The sequence below is a fragment of the Amycolatopsis sp. NBC_00355 genome (genome assembly GCF_036104975.1).
In the GTDB taxonomy this organism is placed as follows: Bacteria; Actinomycetota; Actinomycetes; order Mycobacteriales; family Pseudonocardiaceae; genus Amycolatopsis.
Window position 1 is genome coordinate 4455758 of sequence record NZ_CP107982.1, and the last position, 15274, is coordinate 4471031.

Genomic DNA, 15274 nt, shown 5'->3' on the forward strand with positions numbered 1-15274 from the left:
CCGTGCGCCGCCGGATCATCGCCCTGACGGTGCTGGCCGCGCTGGTGGCGACCGTCCTGTTCGCGCTCCCGCTGGGCGTGGCCGTGATGCAGTACTACCGCGACGACACGACGTCGGACCTGGAACGCGCCGCCGACACCGCCGCGTTGGCCGTCGCTCACGAGCTGAACGCCGGACTGGCGCCGGTCGTGCCACCGTTGGAGGGGGACGAGGCCGAAGGCGCGGTCGGCGTCTACTCCCCGGACGGGCGGCTGCTCGCCGGGCAGGGGCCGGCCGTCGGCGGCTCGATCGAGCTCCAGGCGGCGACGGCCACCGAGGACGTCGTCACCGGCCGGCAAGGCGGCGAAGTGGTGCTGGCCGTCCCGGTGGTCAACGGGTCGCGCACGATCGGCGTCGTCCGCGCCGCGCTGCCGGTGTCCGACCTCTACCTGCGGGTCGGGCTGACCTGGCTCGCCATGGCCGCGCTGGCGGTGGTGGCGATCGGGGCGAGCTGGCTGACGGCCCGGCGGTCGACGTCGCGGCTGGTCCGGCCGCTGGAGGAGCTGGCCGCCGTGGCCGAGCGGCTCGGCGACGGCGACTTCACCGCCCGCGGCCCGCGCGCCGGGATCGCGGAGATCGACCAGGTCGGCGAAGCGCTCGACGCCACCGCGACCCGCATCGGCGAGACGCTGGAGCGCGAGCGCGCGTTCTCCGCGGAGGCGTCCCACCAGCTGCGGACGCCGTTGACCGGGCTGCGGCTGCAGCTCGAAGCCGCGCTGGAGACACCGGAGAGCGACCCGTACGCGGCGATCCGCGCCGGGATCGCGTCCGCCGACCGGCTGGAACGCACCATCGAAGACCTCCTGGCGCTGGGCCGGGAACGCCGGGCGCCGCGGGCCGAGCTGGCGCTCGACGTCCTGCTCGACGAGGTCCGGCAGGCCGGGGAGGCGCTGCTCGCGCCGCACGGGCGGAAGCTGCGGATCGTCCGGGAGGACCCGCCGCCGGCCCGCGCGGCCGCCGCCGCGGTCCGGCAGGTGCTCGGTGTGCTGCTCGACAACGCCGTGACGCACGGGCGCGGCACGGTCACCGTGGTGGCCCGCGACGCCGGAGACGCGCTGGCCATCGACGTCGCCGACGAAGGCCCGGACCTCGGCGAGACGGACCCGTTCGCGAGCGCGCCGAGCGGCCACGGCATCGGCCTGCGCCTGGCCCGCAGCCTCGCCGAAGCCGAGGGCGGCCGGCTGCGCCTGCACCTGCCGTCCCCGCCGACGTTCACCCTGCTCCTGCCCGCGTCCAGCCCACCGTGACCGCGTGCACCCGATGGAATGATTCGCCACGAATCGCGTGTCTTGTGCAATGAATCACCTGTGATTCATCTTTACGCGCAATGTTCTCCTGTTTTGCGCTTCCGCGACGGCGGATACGGTCGTCGGCATGACTCTGCGAGCCGCGACGGTGCGGCGGAAACCGGTGGCCGACCTGATCGCCGAAGGTGATCATGGCACGTTGAAGCGGTCGCTCGGCCTCGGCCAGCTCACCACGCTGAGCATCGGCGCGACGCTGGGCAGCGGGATCTTCGTCGTGCTGGGCGAAGCCGTCCCCGTGGCCGGCCCGTCGGTCGTGCTGTCGTTCGTGCTCGCCGGGATCACCGCGCTCTTCTCCGCCCTGTCCTACGCCGAGCTCGCCGGCATGATCCCGCTGTCCGGTTCGTCCTACTCCTACACCTACGCCACCCTCGGCGAACTCGTCGCCTGGGTCTGCGGCTGGTGCCTGATCCTCGAGTACGGCGTCTCGGTGGCGTCGGTCGCCGTCGGCTGGGGCCAGTACCTCAACGAACTGCTGCGGCTGGTCTTCGGGTTCGCCATCCCGGACGCGCTGAGCCAGCCGCCCGGCTCGGGCGGGATCGTCAACGTGCCGGCCATCGTCGTCGTGCTGCTCGCGATGGTGCTGCTGCTGTCGGGCGCGAAGGAAAGCGCCCGGGCCAACACGATCATGGTCGCGGTCAAGATCGCCACCCTGGTGCTGTTCTGCGTCATCGCCTTCACCGCCGTGCAGGCGAAGAACTTCTCGCCGTTCCTGCCGCTCGGCCTGGCCGGGATGAGCGCGGGCGGGGCGAAGCTGTTCTTCTCCTACATCGGCTTCGACGCCGCGTCGACCGCCGGCGAGGAGGCGAAGAACCCGCAACGCGACCTGCCGCGGGCGATCCTGCTCTCGCTCGGCATCGTCACGGTGCTGTACTGCCTGGTCGCGGTGGCCGCCGTCGGCGCGCTGCCGTGGCAGCAGTTCGACGGCCAGGAAGCCGCGCTCTCGCACGTGCTTTCGGCGGTGTCGGACAACAAACTGTGGGCGGCCCTGCTGGCCGTCGGCGCGATCGTGGCGATCTCCAGCGTCGTGCTGACCGTCCTCTACGGGCAGACGCGCATCCTGTTCGCGATGTCCCGCGACGGCCTCGTCCCGAAGTCGCTGTCCACAGTGGACGCCAAGACCGGCGCGCCGCGGATCAACACGCTGGTCGTCTCCGGCTTCGTGGCCGTGCTCGCCGCGTTCATCCCGCTGGGCAAACTGGCCGACGCCACCAGCATCGGCACGCTCTTCGCGTTCGGCCTGGTCAACGTCGCCGTCCTGCTGCTGCGACGGCGGCAGCCGGACACGCCGCGTGCGTTCCGCGTGCCGTTCTCGCCGGTCACGCCGCTGCTCGGCGTGCTGTGCTGCGGGTACATGATGTTCAGCCTCGACGGCGCCACCTGGGTCGTCTTCGGCGCCTGGATGCTGCTGGGCCTGGTGATCTACTTCGGTTACGGCATCCGGAAGTCGCGGCTGTCATGAGGGTCGCCGTCCACCAGGGCCCGTTCGCCGAGCTGCCCGGCGCCGTCGCGGCGTCCGGCGCCGACCTCGTCGTCGCGGCCGAGATGATCACCACCGGCTACCACATCGGCGCGCGCACGCACGAACTCGCCGAGCCGGCCGACGGGCCGACCGCGGCCCGGATGTCCGCGCTGGCGCGGGAAACCGGCGTCGCGCTGACCTACGGCTACCCGGAATCCGCCGGCGAGGACGTCTTCAACAGCGTCCAGCTGATCGACAGCACCGGACGGCGGCTCGCGAACTACCGCAAGACACACCTGTTCGGCAAGATCGACAAGAACTGGTTCGTGCCGGGCGAAGAAGCGGTGGTGCAGGCCGACCTCGACGGCGTCCGGATCGGGCTGCTGATCTGCTACGACGTCGAGTTCCCGGAAATGGTCCGGGCGCACGCGCTGGCCGGCACCGAGCTGCTGGTCGTACCCACCGCGCTGATGAGCCCGTACGAGCTGGTCGCCGACACGCTGGTGCCCGCGCGGGCCTACGAAAGCCAGCTGTTCCTCGCCTACGCCAACCGCTGCGACGCCGAGCGGGAACTGGCCTACTGCGGCCGGTCCTGCGTGGTCGCGCCGACCGGCGAGGTACTGGCCCGCGCCGGCGCCGGACCCGCGCTCATCCACGCCGACGTCACCCGGGACGCGCTCGCCGCGTCGCGGCTGGAGAACACCCACCTGGCCGACCGACGGCCCGAACTGTACCGGGGAACCACCGCATGACCTCCGCTGTCCCGACCGCGATCCACCACGACGAGCCGGCGGGCCGCCCGATCACGATGTTCGGCCCCGACTTCCCGTTCGCCTACGACGACTACCTCGCCCACCCGGCCGGGCTGGGCTCGGTGCCGCCCGAGCGGCACGGCACCGACGTCGCCGTGATCGGCGGCGGCCTCTCCGGCATCGTCACGGCGTACGAGCTGATGAAGCTCGGCCTGCGCCCGGTCGTCTACGAGATCGCCGAAATCGGCGGCCGGCTGCGCACCGTGCGCTTCCCGGGCTGCCCGGACGACGTCGTCGCGGAGATGGGCGCGATGCGTTTCCCGCCCGCGTCGACCGCGCTCTTCCACTACATCGACAAGGTCGGCCTGGAAACGACGCCGTTCCCGAACCCCCTCGCGCCGGAGACGCCGAGCACCGTCGTCGACCTCAAGGGCCAGAGCCATTACGCGCGGACGCCGGCCGACCTGCCCGCCGTGTTCGGCGAGGTCGCCGCCGCGTGGGACCGGACCCTGGCCGAGCACGCGTCGTTCGCCGAGATGCAGACGGCGATCCGCGACCGCGACGCGAAGACGATCAAGCGGCTGTGGAACGAGCTCGTGCCGAAGCTGGACAACCAGACGTTCTACGGTTTCCTCTGCGACTCGCCCGCGTTCGCGTCCTTCCGCAACCGTGAGATCTTCGGCCAGGTCGGCTTCGGCACCGGCGGCTGGGACACCGACTTCCCGAACTCCATCCTGGAGATCCTCCGAGTGGTCTATACCGGTGCCGACGACGAGCACCGCAGCATCGCCGGCGGCAGCCAGCAGCTGCCCCAGCGGCTGTGGGAGCACGCGCCGGCCGAAATGGCGTTCTGGCCCGCCGGGACGAGCCTCAGCACGCTGCACGGCGGGCGGCCGCACCCCGGCGTCACGCGGCTGCACCGCACGGCGCCGAACAACATCACGGTGACCGACGCCGACGGCCACATCCGGACGTTCCCCGCGGCCGTGTTCACCGCGCAGAGCTGGATGCTGCTGTCGAAGATCGAATGCGACGAAGCGCTGTTCCCGATCGACCACTGGACGGCGATCGAGCGGACGCACTACATGGAGTCGTCGAAGGTGTTCGTGCCGGTGGACCGGCCGTTCTGGCTGGACCCCGATCCGGTGACCGGCCGTGACACGATGAGCATGACGCTCACCGACCGGATGCCGCGCGGCACCTACCTGCTCGGCGACGACCCGGACTCCCCCGCCGTGATCTGCCTGTCCTACACGTGGGCCGACGACTCGCTGAAGTGGCTGCCCCTGACCGTCGGCGAGCGCGTCGAGGTGATGCTGCAGTCGCTGCGGGAGATCTACCCGGGCGTCGACGTCCGGCGGCACCTCATCGGCGACCCGGTCACCGTGTCGTGGGAGGCCGAACCGCACTTCATGGGCGCGTTCAAGGCCAACCTGCCCGGCCACTACCGCTACCAGCACCGGCTGTTCACGCACTTCGTGCAGGACTCGCTCCCGGCGCGCTACCGCGGCCTGTTCCTCGCGGGCGACGACGTCTCGTGGACGGCGGGCTGGGCCGAAGGCGCGGTGCAGACGGCGCTCAACGCGGTCTGGGGCGTGCTGCACCACCTGGGCGGCGAGACGCATCCCGCGAACCCCGGCCCGGGTGACGGGTTCGCCGACATCGCGCCCATCGCGTTGCCGGACTAGGCGTGCCCCGATCGTGGTCCCCCGTCCGGCGGCACGGCGGACTGACCTGCCTGGCGCAAGGCGACATGCGACGATAGGACGCATGAACACCGAGCCGGCGCCGCGATGGCGAAGACTGGAACCGGACGAACGGAAGGAACAGATCTTCGCTTGCGCGGCGCGGCTGTTCGGTGACCGTCCCTACTCGGAAGTGTCCACTTCGGACATCGCGGCCGCGGCGGGCGTGGCGCGCGGGCTGATCAACCACTACTTCGGCACCAAGCGCGAGCTGTACCTGGAAATCATCCGCCGGGCGCTGACCGTGCCGCGGCTGGCCATCGAGATCCTGCCCGAAGGGCCGCTCGAACTGCGGGCCGACGTCGCGATCGACTGGTTCCTCGACATGGTCACCAGCCAGGAGCGGATGTGGCTGGCCGCGATCGCCCCCGAAGGCATCGGCCGGGACCTCGAAGTGGAGCGCATTCTCGAAGAAGCCGACCGGGAATCGGCCGATCGGGTGCTCGAAGCCGTCGGACTGTCCAGCCAGAGCGAACACGGGCCCGAGCTGAACGCGCTCGTGCGCGCGTTCGGCGGAATGGTGAAGTCGGCCGGGCGGGAATGGCTCGTGCGCGGTTCGCTGACCCGCGAGCAGGTGCACCTGCTCCTGTCGAAATCGCTGGTCACGCTGGTCGGCGAGATCTTCCCGGCCATCCAGCAGGTGCCGCCGGCGCCGCGGCAGGGCGACCGGTAACCGCTGACGGACAGACCGAAGCCCCCGGCGCCACGAGGGGGAGGAGGGCGCCGGGGGCTTCGGGTCGATGGACGGACCACCGACGCACGCTCACGGTACGCCGGGGCACTGTCAAGTCGCTGTCAACCCGTGGAGCCCTGGTCACGCAGCTCTTCGAGCCGGTGGGCGAGCCCGTCGAGGCAGCGTTGGACGGCGTAGTCGTAGAGCTGCGCGTAGTAGTTCGCCGCGAGGTCGGGGTCGCCCATCAGTTCGTGCATGGCCGACCCGAGCTCGGCCATCCCGGGCAGGTCGGCGCGCTCCCGGTAGGTCGCGTAGGTCTCGGTGTTGTCGATCCGCAGCGCCAGCGCGCCCTCGCGGTCGTCCTCCATGGCGACGAACTGGCAGGCCGTCATCAACATCAGGTTGTAGGCGAGCACGCTCTCGCTGCCGAAACCGGCGGTCAGCAGCACGCCGACCCCGGCGTCGATGCTGAGGGTGGCCGCGTCGACCGACGGGCCGAACAGCGCGAGCCGGCGCGCGCAGCCCGGGTAGGTCCGCAGCACCGAGCGCAGCCCGGCGAGCAGGTCGGTGAACCACTGCTGCCACGGCAGCTGCGGATCCGGCAGCACCAGCAGGCCGACGACCCGGTCGACGACGGCGTTGACCACCGCGTCCCGGTCGCCGACGTGGTGGTAGATCACCGCCGGGTAGGCGTCGACGGCGCGGGCGAGCTGCCGCAGCGTCCAGTTGTCGAGACCGACGTCGGCGGTCAGCCGCGTGGCCGCGTCGACGACCTTTTCGGCCGTGATCGCCGGCAGTCCGGCTGCGGCCCGCGACCGGGGACGCTCTCCGGTGCCCGAGGATGAGGTCGGCATGGGGCGTTACGGTAACCGCACGGACCGGCCCGATGCCAGCGACGCAAGTCTGGGGCAAGATCGGGGCATGGCACGCGCACAGGCCAACGGTCTCGAGCTCGAGTACGACACCTTCGGCGATCCGGCGGCTCCGCCCCTGGTCCTGGTGATGGGCCTGGGTGCCCAGATGATCACCTGGGAAGACGCTTTCTGCGAACTCCTCGCGAACCGCGGGTTTTTCGTGGTGCGCTACGACAACCGGGACGTCGGGCTCTCGACGTACTTCGACCAGCTGCCGCCGCCGGACCTGGGCGCGCTCTTCGCCGGTGATCCCTCGACGGCGCCGTACCTGCTGGCCGACCTGGCCGACGACGCCGTCGGCCTGTTCGACGCGCTCGGCATCGCGCGAGCCCACGTCGTCGGCGCGTCGATGGGCGGGATGATCGTGCAGCAGCTGGCGATCGACCACCCGGACCGGCTGCTGAGCGTCACGTCGATCATGTCGACCACCGGCGATCCGGCGGTCGGGCAGGCCGAGCCGTGGGCGCTGGCGGTGCTGACGCGGCCGCCGGCCACGACCCGCGAGCAGGCCCTCTCCGACAGCGTCGAGGGCTACCGGCGGCTCGGCTCCCCCGGGTACCCGGACGACGAGGCGTTCCTGCTGGCCAAGGCGACGATGCAGTTCGACCGCGCCCGCCACCCGGAGGGCACCCTGCGCCACGCGGCGGCGGTGATGGCGTCGGGCGACCGGACGTCCGGGCTGCGTTCTGTCGCGCTGCCGGCGCTGGTCATCCACGGCGACGCCGACCCGCTGATCGACGTGAGCGGCGGCAAGGCGACGGCGGAGGCGATCCCGGGCGCGGAGCTGGTGGTCATCCCGGGCATGGGCCACAACCTGCCGCGCGCGGTCTGGCCGGAGGTCGCCGACGCGATCGTGCGCGTGACGGGTCAATAAGGCGTCAAGAACGGGTGGCCGGGGCGTAGGGAACGCGTCCTGAGTCCGGTCGTCGGCCACCGGCGGCGGTGCACTGACGGCATGACAGGTGGTTTCGGGTTCCCGTTCGGGTGCGTGGCCGCGGTGGCGGCCGTGATCGCGGCGCACCTGGCCGGGCCGAGTCCGTGGTTCGCGCTGGTCACGCTGGGTCTGGTGGTGCTGGCGACGGCCCGCTGGACGACGTTCCCGGCCGCCCTCGGCGTGCTCGTGGTCGCCTGGGCGCTGGACGCGGGTTTCGTCCTGAGCCACTTCGGGGCTTTGGTCTTCGACGTGGCTTCGGCCCGGTCGGCCCTGATCCTGGCCGGCTCTCTCACCCTGGGCCTGCTCACGGCCCGGCGCACCCGGACGCTGGTGCGGATCCCGGCACCCCGCCACCCGGAGGCCGTGGCCGAGCACCGGCCCTCCCGCGCCCCCGCGATGTGAAATCCACGTGAGGAGTTCGCACTTTCATAGAGAAAGTGCGAACTCGGCGGGTGGGCGAATGGTCAGGTTGCGAAGTCCCAGCGGGTGGCGCCGTGCGGTTCGGCGGAGGCCACGCCGATGGCCCGGTGCAGGGCGAGCCGGTACAGGTGCCAGGGCGGGGCTCCCGCGCTGGGCGCGCTGTACGGCGCGGTGAGGGTGGCGCCTTCCGCCGTGGCGGGCCAGCCGCCCTCGCGGTAGACCACCGCCACACGCTCGACGGTGGCGGAGTCGGTCACGCGGCCGGCCTCGCCTTCCAGGGTGAGGTCCATGCCGCGCAGGCGCACCGCAACGGTGCACGCCGGGTTCTCCGCCAGGTTCCGCGCCCGGCGGGTGCCCGGCCCGGCCTTGAAGTACAGGGCGTCCTCGACCCACACGGCGCCGACGCCGGCGGAGTGCGGCCGCCCGTCGGGGCGCACGGTCGACACGAAAAAGGTCAGGTCCGCGGTCGGGGTGTCGGCGACGAGGATGTCGCGGGCCCGGCTCCACTCCAGCGGCGCGGACCCGTACCGGTCGAGGTTCTTGGTGTTCGTCGGCTCGGTCATGACTACGCGTCGAACGACGTCACGCCGGATCGACACCGGCGGCCGAAAAGATGCCGGCGAGGGTCCGGGCGCCGCCGGGATCGTCGTCCGACGTCGCCGGGACGATCGCCAGTTCGTCGACGCCCGCCGCGGCGAAGTCGGCGATCTTCCGCGTGATGTCGTCGCGCGAGCCGAGCAGGCCGACCGCCGCGATCGCCTCGACCGGGACCGCCGCGAGCAGCTCACGCGGGTGCGGGCGGGTGCGCGCGAACTCGACCAGGTCGCCGAAGCCCTCCGCGCGGAACATGTCCGCGTAACCCGGCGCGGCGAGGTACCCCACGACCCCGCGGCGAAGCTGCTCGATCGCGGCTTCGGACGGATCCACCGCGCCGACCACCCACGCGGCCACCGGCGGCGGCGTGGTCCCCGCGCGCTCGCACGCCGAGCGCAGGCCTTGCACCAGCGACGCCGCGGCCGCCGGGCTGACCAGGTTGATCACCATCCGGTCGGCGTGCCGCGCCGCGACGTCCAGCGCGCGCGGGCCGAACGCCGCGATCGTCAACGGCGACTTCGGCGCGGGCAGCCGCAGCCGGAAGCCCCGGGAGCCGACGACCTTCCCGTCCACAGTGGACTTGTCGCCGTCGAGGAGCTGGCGGACGGCCACCGCGGACTCTTCGAGGGCCGTCGCCGCGTGATCGCGGGAGCGGCCGTGCCAGCCGCGCACCACGACGTCGCTGGACGTCCCGAGCGCGACGCGGGTCTCGCGGCCGGTCAGGGTCGCGACCGACGCGACGCCCATCGCGATCGTCGCCGGGTCCCGCACCGTCACGGCGAGCGGGCCGAAGGTCAGCGCAAGGGAGGTACCGGCGCCGATCGCGATGCCGAGGGCGAACGCGTCCCACGTCGCCATCTCGCCGATCCAGATTTCGGCGTACCCGGCGGCCTCCGCCGCGCGTGCCGTCTCCAGGGCCTCCACCGGCGGGCGGTCCTGCCAGAGCCCCAGTGACACCGAAAGCCTCACGCCGCACGCTCCACGAGTACCGCTGTTCCCGATCCCGCGGCTCCGCTGACCGCCGTGACACCGTAGCGCCCGCCGCGGCGGGTCAGCTCGTCGACGCAGCCGGCCAGCAGGATCGCCCCCGTGGCCCCGAAAGCGTGGCCCATCGCGATCGTGCCGCCGTTCACGTTGAAGACGTCGTCGCCGAAGCCGAGGTCGCGCCGGATCTTCAAGCACAGCGCGGCGAACGCCTCGGCGAACTCGACGACGTCCACTTCGGACGGACGCACGCCGTGCCGCTCCAGCAGCCGCGAGACGGCCAGCTGCCCGGACAGCAGCATCCGGATCGGGTCGCTGCCCGCGGTCACCGCACCCAGGACGTTCGCTCGCGGCGCGAGCCCCAGCCGCGACGCGGCCGCGGGTGAAGCCAGCAGGACCAGCCCGGCGGCGTCGGCCAGCGAGGGCGACGTCCCGCGTGTGTGCAGCCCGCCGAACGACGACGGCAGCTCGGCCAGGGCTTCGGCGGACGTCGCGGGCCGGACGTGCTCGTCGTGCGCCAGCCCGGCGACCGGGACGAGCGACGCGTCGTACCGGCCGTCTTTCCAGGCCGCCGCGGCGAGCTGCTGCGTCCGCAGGCCGTAGGCGTCGAGTTCGTCGCGGCTGAAGCCTTCGTCGGCCGCCACCAGGTCGGCCGCGATACCCATGTTGCCCGCGCCGAACCGTTCTTCGGTCCACAGTGGACCACCGTCGGTGAACATCGGGACCCGCGAGACGGACTCGACCCCGCCCGCCACCACGACTTCCGCCTCGCCCGCGCGGATCAGCGCGGCGCCCAGAGCGACGGCGTCGAGCCCGGACGAGCAGAACCGGTTGACCGTCATCCCGGCCACCGACACCGGCCAGTCCGCCGCCAGCACCGCCGTGCGCGCCAGGTTCGCGCCCTGCTCGCCGGTCTGCGACGCACAACCCAGGATCACCTGGTCGACGACCGAGGGATCGAGACCGCGCGCGACCAGGGCGTCCAGAAGCGTGGTGACCAGTTCCAGCGGCGGCACCGAAGCCAGGCCGCCGCGCGGGGACGCCTTGCCGCGCGGTGTCCGCACGGTCAGCAGCACCGAAGCCGTCATCGGGTCACGATGGTCGTGACGACCGTGGTGAACGACCCGCCGACGTTGAGCGTCAACGCCGTCCGCGCGCCGTCGACCTGGGTCTCACCCGCGGTCCCGGTCACCTGGCGCGCCGCGTCGTGCAGCATCCGGACGCCGGTGGCGCCGACCGGGTGGCCGAGCCCGAGCAGGCCGCCGCTCGGGTTGATCCCGGCCGTGTCGAGGCCGCCGTCGGCGATGAACCGGCCGCCGCCGCCCGGCGGGGCGACACCGAGGTGCTCCAGCGCGACGAGCCCGGTGATCGTGAAGCAGTCGTGCAGTTCGACGACGTCGAGCGCATCCGGGCCGGGCACGTCCGCGCGCCGGTAGGCGTCGACGACGGCGCCGCGCAGCTGCGGGAACAGGTACTCGCCGCCGGTGGCGAGCTTCTCGGTGAGCCCGATGTGCGCGGTGCGGTGGCCGAACCCGGCGATGCGCGGGAAGTCGCCGCCGAGGCGCTGCGCGAACGCCGGGGAGGCCAGCAGGACCGCCGCGGCGCCGTCGGTGATCCGGCCGCAGTCCTGCTTGCGCAAGCTGCCTTCGATGACCGGGTTCAGCTCGTCGTCCGGCCCGAACGCGCCGGCCGGGAACTGCCAGTCGCGGGCCTGCGCGAGCAGATTCCGCGCCGCACGAGCGAAAGCGTGCTCGGCGAACTGCCCGAGGTGCGCCGGGTCGAGGCCGTAGCGCGCGTCGTACGCGGTGGCGACGTCGGCGAACAGCGCGGGCCACGGGAACTTCGCGTTGACGGCTTCGTGCCCGGCCCACGCGGCGGACCCGAGGTACTCGGCCGCGCGCTGCCCGTCGGTGTTGCGCATCAGCTCGACGCCGACGACCAGCGCGAGGTCGTACCGGCCGGATTCGAGGTCGGCGCAGGCGGCGAGCACCGCCGTGCTGCCGGACGCGCACGCGGCTTCGTGCCGGGTGCTGGGCACGCCGTCGAGCTCCGGGACGGCCGCCACCAGCAGGCCCCCGAGCTGGGCTTGGCCGGTGAACAGCTCGGCGGCGAGGTTGCCGACGTGCGCGACACCGACGTCCGCCGCCGAAACCCCCGCGTCCGCGAGAGCCGCGGGCACGACTTCGGCGAACATCTCGAGGATCCCGCGCCCCTCCTTCGCGAAGTTGCGCGCGAAGTCGGTCTGCGCCCCGCCCAGCACGAACACCGTCATGGCCTCACTCCAGACTCTCCCGCAGCTGCCGTTTCAGGATCTTCCCCACCGGGTTGCGGGGCAAGGCGTCCGCGTACTCCAGGCGTTCCGGCAGCTTGAACGCGGCGACCTTCCGCTCGCGCAGGTAGGCCACCAGGTCCTCGAGCGACGGCTTGCGCTCCCCCGGCACGACGACCGCGCACACGCGTTCGCCCATCACCTCGTCGGGCACGCCGACCACGCCGACGTCGGCGACGTCCGGGTGCCCGGCCAGCAGGCCCTCGACCTCGGCGGGCGAGATGTTCATCCCGCCCCGGATGACCAGGTCCTTCGCACGGTCGACGTAGCGCAGGAACTCGCCGCGTTCACCGGCGATCTCGAAGACGTCACCGGTGCGGAAGTGCCCGTCGTCGTCGAAGGCCGACGTGTCGAGCGGTTCCCCCATCGACGTCAGGTAGCCAGCAAACACCGTCGGCCCGGCGATGTGCAGCACGCCGGGGCGCCCGGGTCCGGTCACGTGCGCACCGGTCACCGGGTCGTGCAGCCGCACCGACGTCCGGCCGGCGACCGGAGTCGACCAGGTGACGTCGGAGGCGTAGTTCGGGAAGAAGCTCGCGCGCTGGTCCGGCTCCGGCAGGTCGATCGGGCCGGACAGCAGCGCGGTGCCCTCGTTGGAGCCGAAGAAGTTGATGATGTCGATCCCGTACCGCTCGGCCCAGGTGCGGACCAGCCACGGCGAGAGCGGCGCCGAACCGGAACCGATCTTCCGCAGGGCGGAGATGTCCACTCCGGACAGGATCTTCTCGTTGTGCAGCAACATGGTCAGCAACGCGGGCGGCGCGAGCGTGTACGTGACGCGCTCGGCCGCGAGCTGCCCCAGGAACACGGGCAGGTCGAACGGGTGGTGCGGCACGAACACCGCGCCGGTCTGCAGCCACGGCAGGAACATCCCGCCGATGCCGGCCATGTTCGTCATCGGGAACGGCGACAGCAGGACGTCGTCGCTCGTGAGGCCGGCGGCCTGCGCGCAGCCGCCCGCGGTGGCGAGCCAGTCGCCGTGACAGCGCGGGACCGCCTTGGGCTCGGCTTCGGTACCGGACGTCCAGCAGATCGTCACGCAGTCGTTCACGTCGGTGTCCAGGGTGGACAGATATTCGTCCACAGCGGACTTGTCCGCTGTGGACAGTGGTTCCTCGGGCCAGGCCAGCGCGCCGGCCGGTTCGTCGTCCCCCCGGGCGACGACGAACCGGACCGACGGCGCCGCAACGCCCAGCCCAAGGGCCGCCCCGGCGAGCTCGTGCTCGCCGTATCTGGATGCGGTGATCACCCCGACGGCCCCGGTGCGCCGGCACATCGGGCCCATCTCGTGCTCCCGGTAGGACACCGGGAACGGGGTGACGATCGCGCCGATCCGCACGATCGCGAGGAACGCCTGGACCAGGGCCGAGCAGTTCGGCAGCTGCACGGCCACGACGTCTCCTGCTCGCACCCCTCTGGCGAGCAGGAACGCGGCCAGGACGTCGACACGTTCGTCGAGCCGGTTCCAGGTCCACCGCACCGGGTCGCGTCCGACCAGTGCGGTGGTGTTCGGTGGATCGACCAGCGCGAGACCCTCCGGGTCGGCACTGACCCGCTCCTTCACGAGCCGGTCGATCGTCTCCGCGCTCCACCATCCCCGTGCCCGGAGATCCCGGGCACGACCCTCTCGATGGCACCTCATGCGCGGAGGCTGTCCAGCTGGTCCGCCCGGACCCACGTCGCGTGGAATCCGAGTGGCACCCGCTGGGGAAGCAGGACCCTGGCCACGGGTCCGGCAGCGAGATCGGCGGCGTCGAAGATGTCCAGTTCGGAGCGTCCCTCACGCTCGTCCTGCACGAACGTCACCAGATAACCGTCCGCCGAATCGACGGATGCGCCATCGCGGGGTGCGAAGGGCGCCTCACTGCCCCACCGACCGGGACCGAACCGGTATTCGGTCTTGGAGCCGGCAAGATTGTCGTAGCGCACGAGCCCGTCGAACTTCAGCGTCGACTCGGGCGAGATGTGCACTGTGTAGGAGTACCGGTTCCGCGCGCCGACACCCCGGGCGTCGACGGTCGGGAACTCGGTGTTGGCGTCGTCGAGCGGCGTCTCGGAGCACGCACCGGTCCGCATGTTGAACCGGTAGCGGTGCAGCTGGGCGTCGAGCCGCAGGTAGGAGAGCATCTTCGCCAGCGGCGTGTGCGCGTCGGCCCGGGGCTGCGGCTTGCTCACGCGGCAGACGTCGAGGACGACTTCGTCGCCCTCTTCCCAGGCGTTGACGACGTGGTAGATGTAGCACGGGCCGGCTTCGAACCAGCGGATCTGGCTACCGTCTCCGTAGCGTGGCATGACCCCGAACCGGCTCGGCATCGAGCGGTCGAAGTGCAGTTTGTGGCGGCCCTGCTTCGCGGCCTGGAGGTCCTGGACCAGCGGCAGGTCCATCAGCACCGCGTAGTGCTCGGTGATGGCCATGTCGTGCGGCAGCCGCGGGCCCGGCAGCTCGATCTCGGTGGTCTTGACGACCTGGCCGTCCGCGCTGATGACGCCGTAGCGCAGGTAGGGCGGGCGCGGGCCGTAGTCGAACCAGAACAGCTCGCCGGTGGCCTCGTCCACCTTGGGGTGGGCCATCATGTCGCCGACCAGCGTGCCGAGGAAGTCTTCGGCGCCCAGCGTCTCCAGCGAGAGCGGGTCGACGCCGTACGGCGAGCCGCACAGGTACCAGGTGGCGAGGATGCGGCCGCGGTGGAAGACGACGTCGGTGTTGGCGTTGTCCTTCAGCCCCAGGCCGTGGCCGTTGCCGAACGGGTTGCCCTTCGGGTTCTCCATGACGCCCGTCCAGAGACCCTTGCCGGCCTCGGACTCGGCCTCGAAGGCCTTGGTGCGGACCCAGCGGTTGCGGTAGCGGGCCTTGCCGTTCTCCAGGTGGACGGCGTGGATCATGCCGTCGCCGTCGAACCAGTGGTAGCGGCCTTCCGGGGCGAACCGCGGGTTGGGGCCGTTGCGCAGGTAGACGCCGTTGAGGTCCTTCGGGATCTCGCCGATGACCTGCAGGTCTTCCGCGTCGATCTCGGTGCCGACCGGGGCGTAGACGCCCAGCAGGTAGGGGTTGGCCTCGTCGCCGTCCGCCGTCCGGGCCACCATCAGCGGCTGTTCGGAGGTGCTGGTCATCGGGCTTCTCCCT

The 15274-nt window shown here is 71.9% G+C and carries 14 protein-coding genes; 7 read left to right on the top strand and 7 right to left on the bottom strand.

The genetic code is table 11. The annotated features are described in order from the left end of the window. Positions 1–2: 2 nt before the first annotated feature. From OHS18_RS19550 to OHS18_RS19570, 5 genes are all read left to right on the top strand, one after another. Positions 3–1286, top strand: coding sequence for a sensor histidine kinase (locus tag OHS18_RS19550; protein WP_328617992.1), 1284 nt, complete (start codon positions 3–5; stop codon positions 1284–1286). 127 nt (positions 1287–1413) lie between these two features. Further along, complete coding sequence (locus OHS18_RS19555; RefSeq protein WP_328617993.1) at positions 1414–2805, top strand: amino acid permease; 1392 nt, start codon at positions 1414–1416, stop codon at positions 2803–2805. Further along, positions 2802–3557: a carbon-nitrogen hydrolase family protein gene (locus OHS18_RS19560; protein WP_328617994.1), complete on the top strand. Its 756-nt coding sequence runs from the start codon at positions 2802–2804 to the stop codon at positions 3555–3557. The genes OHS18_RS19555 and OHS18_RS19560 overlap by 4 nt, the downstream gene beginning before the upstream one ends. Next, entirely contained in the window at positions 3554–5245 is a 1692-nt protein-coding gene (locus OHS18_RS19565; RefSeq protein WP_328617995.1) for a flavin monoamine oxidase family protein, read from the top strand. Before OHS18_RS19560 ends, OHS18_RS19565 begins: the two co-directional genes overlap by 4 nt. Positions 5246–5327: 82 nt before the next feature. Beyond that, positions 5328–5975, top strand: coding sequence for a TetR/AcrR family transcriptional regulator (locus tag OHS18_RS19570; protein ID WP_328450539.1), 648 nt, complete (start codon positions 5328–5330; stop codon positions 5973–5975). Positions 5976–6097: 122 nt separating this feature from the next. Here OHS18_RS19570 and OHS18_RS19575 read toward each other — a convergent pair whose 3' ends face one another. Then, on the bottom strand, positions 6098–6829 hold the full coding sequence (locus OHS18_RS19575) for a TetR/AcrR family transcriptional regulator (RefSeq protein ID WP_328617996.1): 732 nt from the start codon (positions 6827–6829) through the stop codon (positions 6098–6100). A 67-nt stretch (positions 6830–6896) separates the two neighbouring features. On the opposite strand from OHS18_RS19575, the gene OHS18_RS19580 reads away from it, so the two are divergent. Further along, on the top strand, positions 6897–7763 hold the full coding sequence (locus tag OHS18_RS19580; RefSeq protein WP_328617997.1) for an alpha/beta fold hydrolase: 867 nt from the start codon (positions 6897–6899) through the stop codon (positions 7761–7763). Between the two features lie 81 nt (positions 7764–7844). Continuing rightward, positions 7845–8225: a hypothetical protein gene (locus OHS18_RS19585; RefSeq protein ID WP_328617998.1), complete on the top strand. Its 381-nt coding sequence runs from the start codon at positions 7845–7847 to the stop codon at positions 8223–8225. Between the two features lie 62 nt (positions 8226–8287). On the opposite strand, the gene OHS18_RS19590 is transcribed toward OHS18_RS19585, so the two are convergent. From OHS18_RS19590 to OHS18_RS19615, 6 genes are all read right to left on the bottom strand, one after another. Continuing rightward, positions 8288–8806, bottom strand: a complete 519-nt coding sequence (locus tag OHS18_RS19590; protein ID WP_328617999.1) for a pyridoxamine 5'-phosphate oxidase family protein — start codon at positions 8804–8806, stop codon at positions 8288–8290. Between the two features lie 19 nt (positions 8807–8825). Continuing rightward, the gene (locus OHS18_RS19595; protein WP_328618000.1) at positions 8826–9806 is read right to left on the bottom strand and encodes an LLM class F420-dependent oxidoreductase; all 981 of its coding nucleotides are present in this window, start codon (positions 9804–9806) and stop codon (positions 8826–8828) included. Continuing rightward, positions 9803–10909, bottom strand: coding sequence for a thiolase family protein (locus OHS18_RS19600; RefSeq protein WP_328618001.1), 1107 nt, complete (start codon positions 10907–10909; stop codon positions 9803–9805). The genes OHS18_RS19595 and OHS18_RS19600 overlap by 4 nt, the downstream gene beginning before the upstream one ends. Further along, positions 10906–12093 carry an acetyl-CoA acetyltransferase gene (locus tag OHS18_RS19605; protein WP_328618002.1) on the bottom strand — a complete coding sequence of 396 codons (1188 nt, stop codon included), beginning with the start codon at positions 12091–12093 and terminating at the stop codon, positions 10906–10908. The genes OHS18_RS19600 and OHS18_RS19605 overlap by 4 nt, the downstream gene beginning before the upstream one ends. A gap of 4 nt (positions 12094–12097) precedes the next feature. Next, the gene (locus tag OHS18_RS19610; RefSeq protein WP_442875393.1) at positions 12098–13714 is read right to left on the bottom strand and encodes a class I adenylate-forming enzyme family protein; all 1617 of its coding nucleotides are present in this window, start codon (positions 13712–13714) and stop codon (positions 12098–12100) included. Between the two features lie 74 nt (positions 13715–13788). Further along, a complete protein-coding gene (locus OHS18_RS19615; protein ID WP_328618004.1) occupies positions 13789–15261 on the bottom strand; it encodes a carotenoid oxygenase family protein in 1473 nt (490 codons plus the stop codon). Between the last annotated feature and the right edge of the window lie 13 nt (positions 15262–15274).

Excerpts from the sequence above, each read along its gene's own strand:
- OHS18_RS19555 (WP_328617993.1), top strand. The coding sequence starts at position 1,414 with ATGACTCTGCGAGCCGCGACGGTGCGGCGGAAACCGGTGGCCGACCTG.
- OHS18_RS19560 (WP_328617994.1), top strand. The coding sequence starts at position 2,802 with ATGAGGGTCGCCGTCCACCAGGGCCCGTTCGCCGAGCTGCCCGGCGCC.
- OHS18_RS19565 (WP_328617995.1), top strand. The coding sequence starts at position 3,554 with ATGACCTCCGCTGTCCCGACCGCGATCCACCACGACGAGCCGGCGGGC.
- OHS18_RS19570 (WP_328450539.1), top strand. The coding sequence starts at position 5,328 with ATGAACACCGAGCCGGCGCCGCGATGGCGAAGACTGGAACCGGACGAA.
- OHS18_RS19575 (WP_328617996.1), bottom strand. The coding sequence starts at position 6,829 with ATGCCGACCTCATCCTCGGGCACCGGAGAGCGTCCCCGGTCGCGGGCC.
- OHS18_RS19580 (WP_328617997.1), top strand. The coding sequence starts at position 6,897 with ATGGCACGCGCACAGGCCAACGGTCTCGAGCTCGAGTACGACACCTTC.
- OHS18_RS19585 (WP_328617998.1), top strand. The coding sequence starts at position 7,845 with ATGACAGGTGGTTTCGGGTTCCCGTTCGGGTGCGTGGCCGCGGTGGCG.
- OHS18_RS19590 (WP_328617999.1), bottom strand. The coding sequence starts at position 8,806 with ATGACCGAGCCGACGAACACCAAGAACCTCGACCGGTACGGGTCCGCG.
- OHS18_RS19600 (WP_328618001.1), bottom strand. The coding sequence starts at position 10,909 with ATGACGGCTTCGGTGCTGCTGACCGTGCGGACACCGCGCGGCAAGGCG.
- OHS18_RS19605 (WP_328618002.1), bottom strand. The coding sequence starts at position 12,093 with ATGACGGTGTTCGTGCTGGGCGGGGCGCAGACCGACTTCGCGCGCAAC.
- OHS18_RS19615 (WP_328618004.1), bottom strand. The coding sequence starts at position 15,261 with ATGACCAGCACCTCCGAACAGCCGCTGATGGTGGCCCGGACGGCGGAC.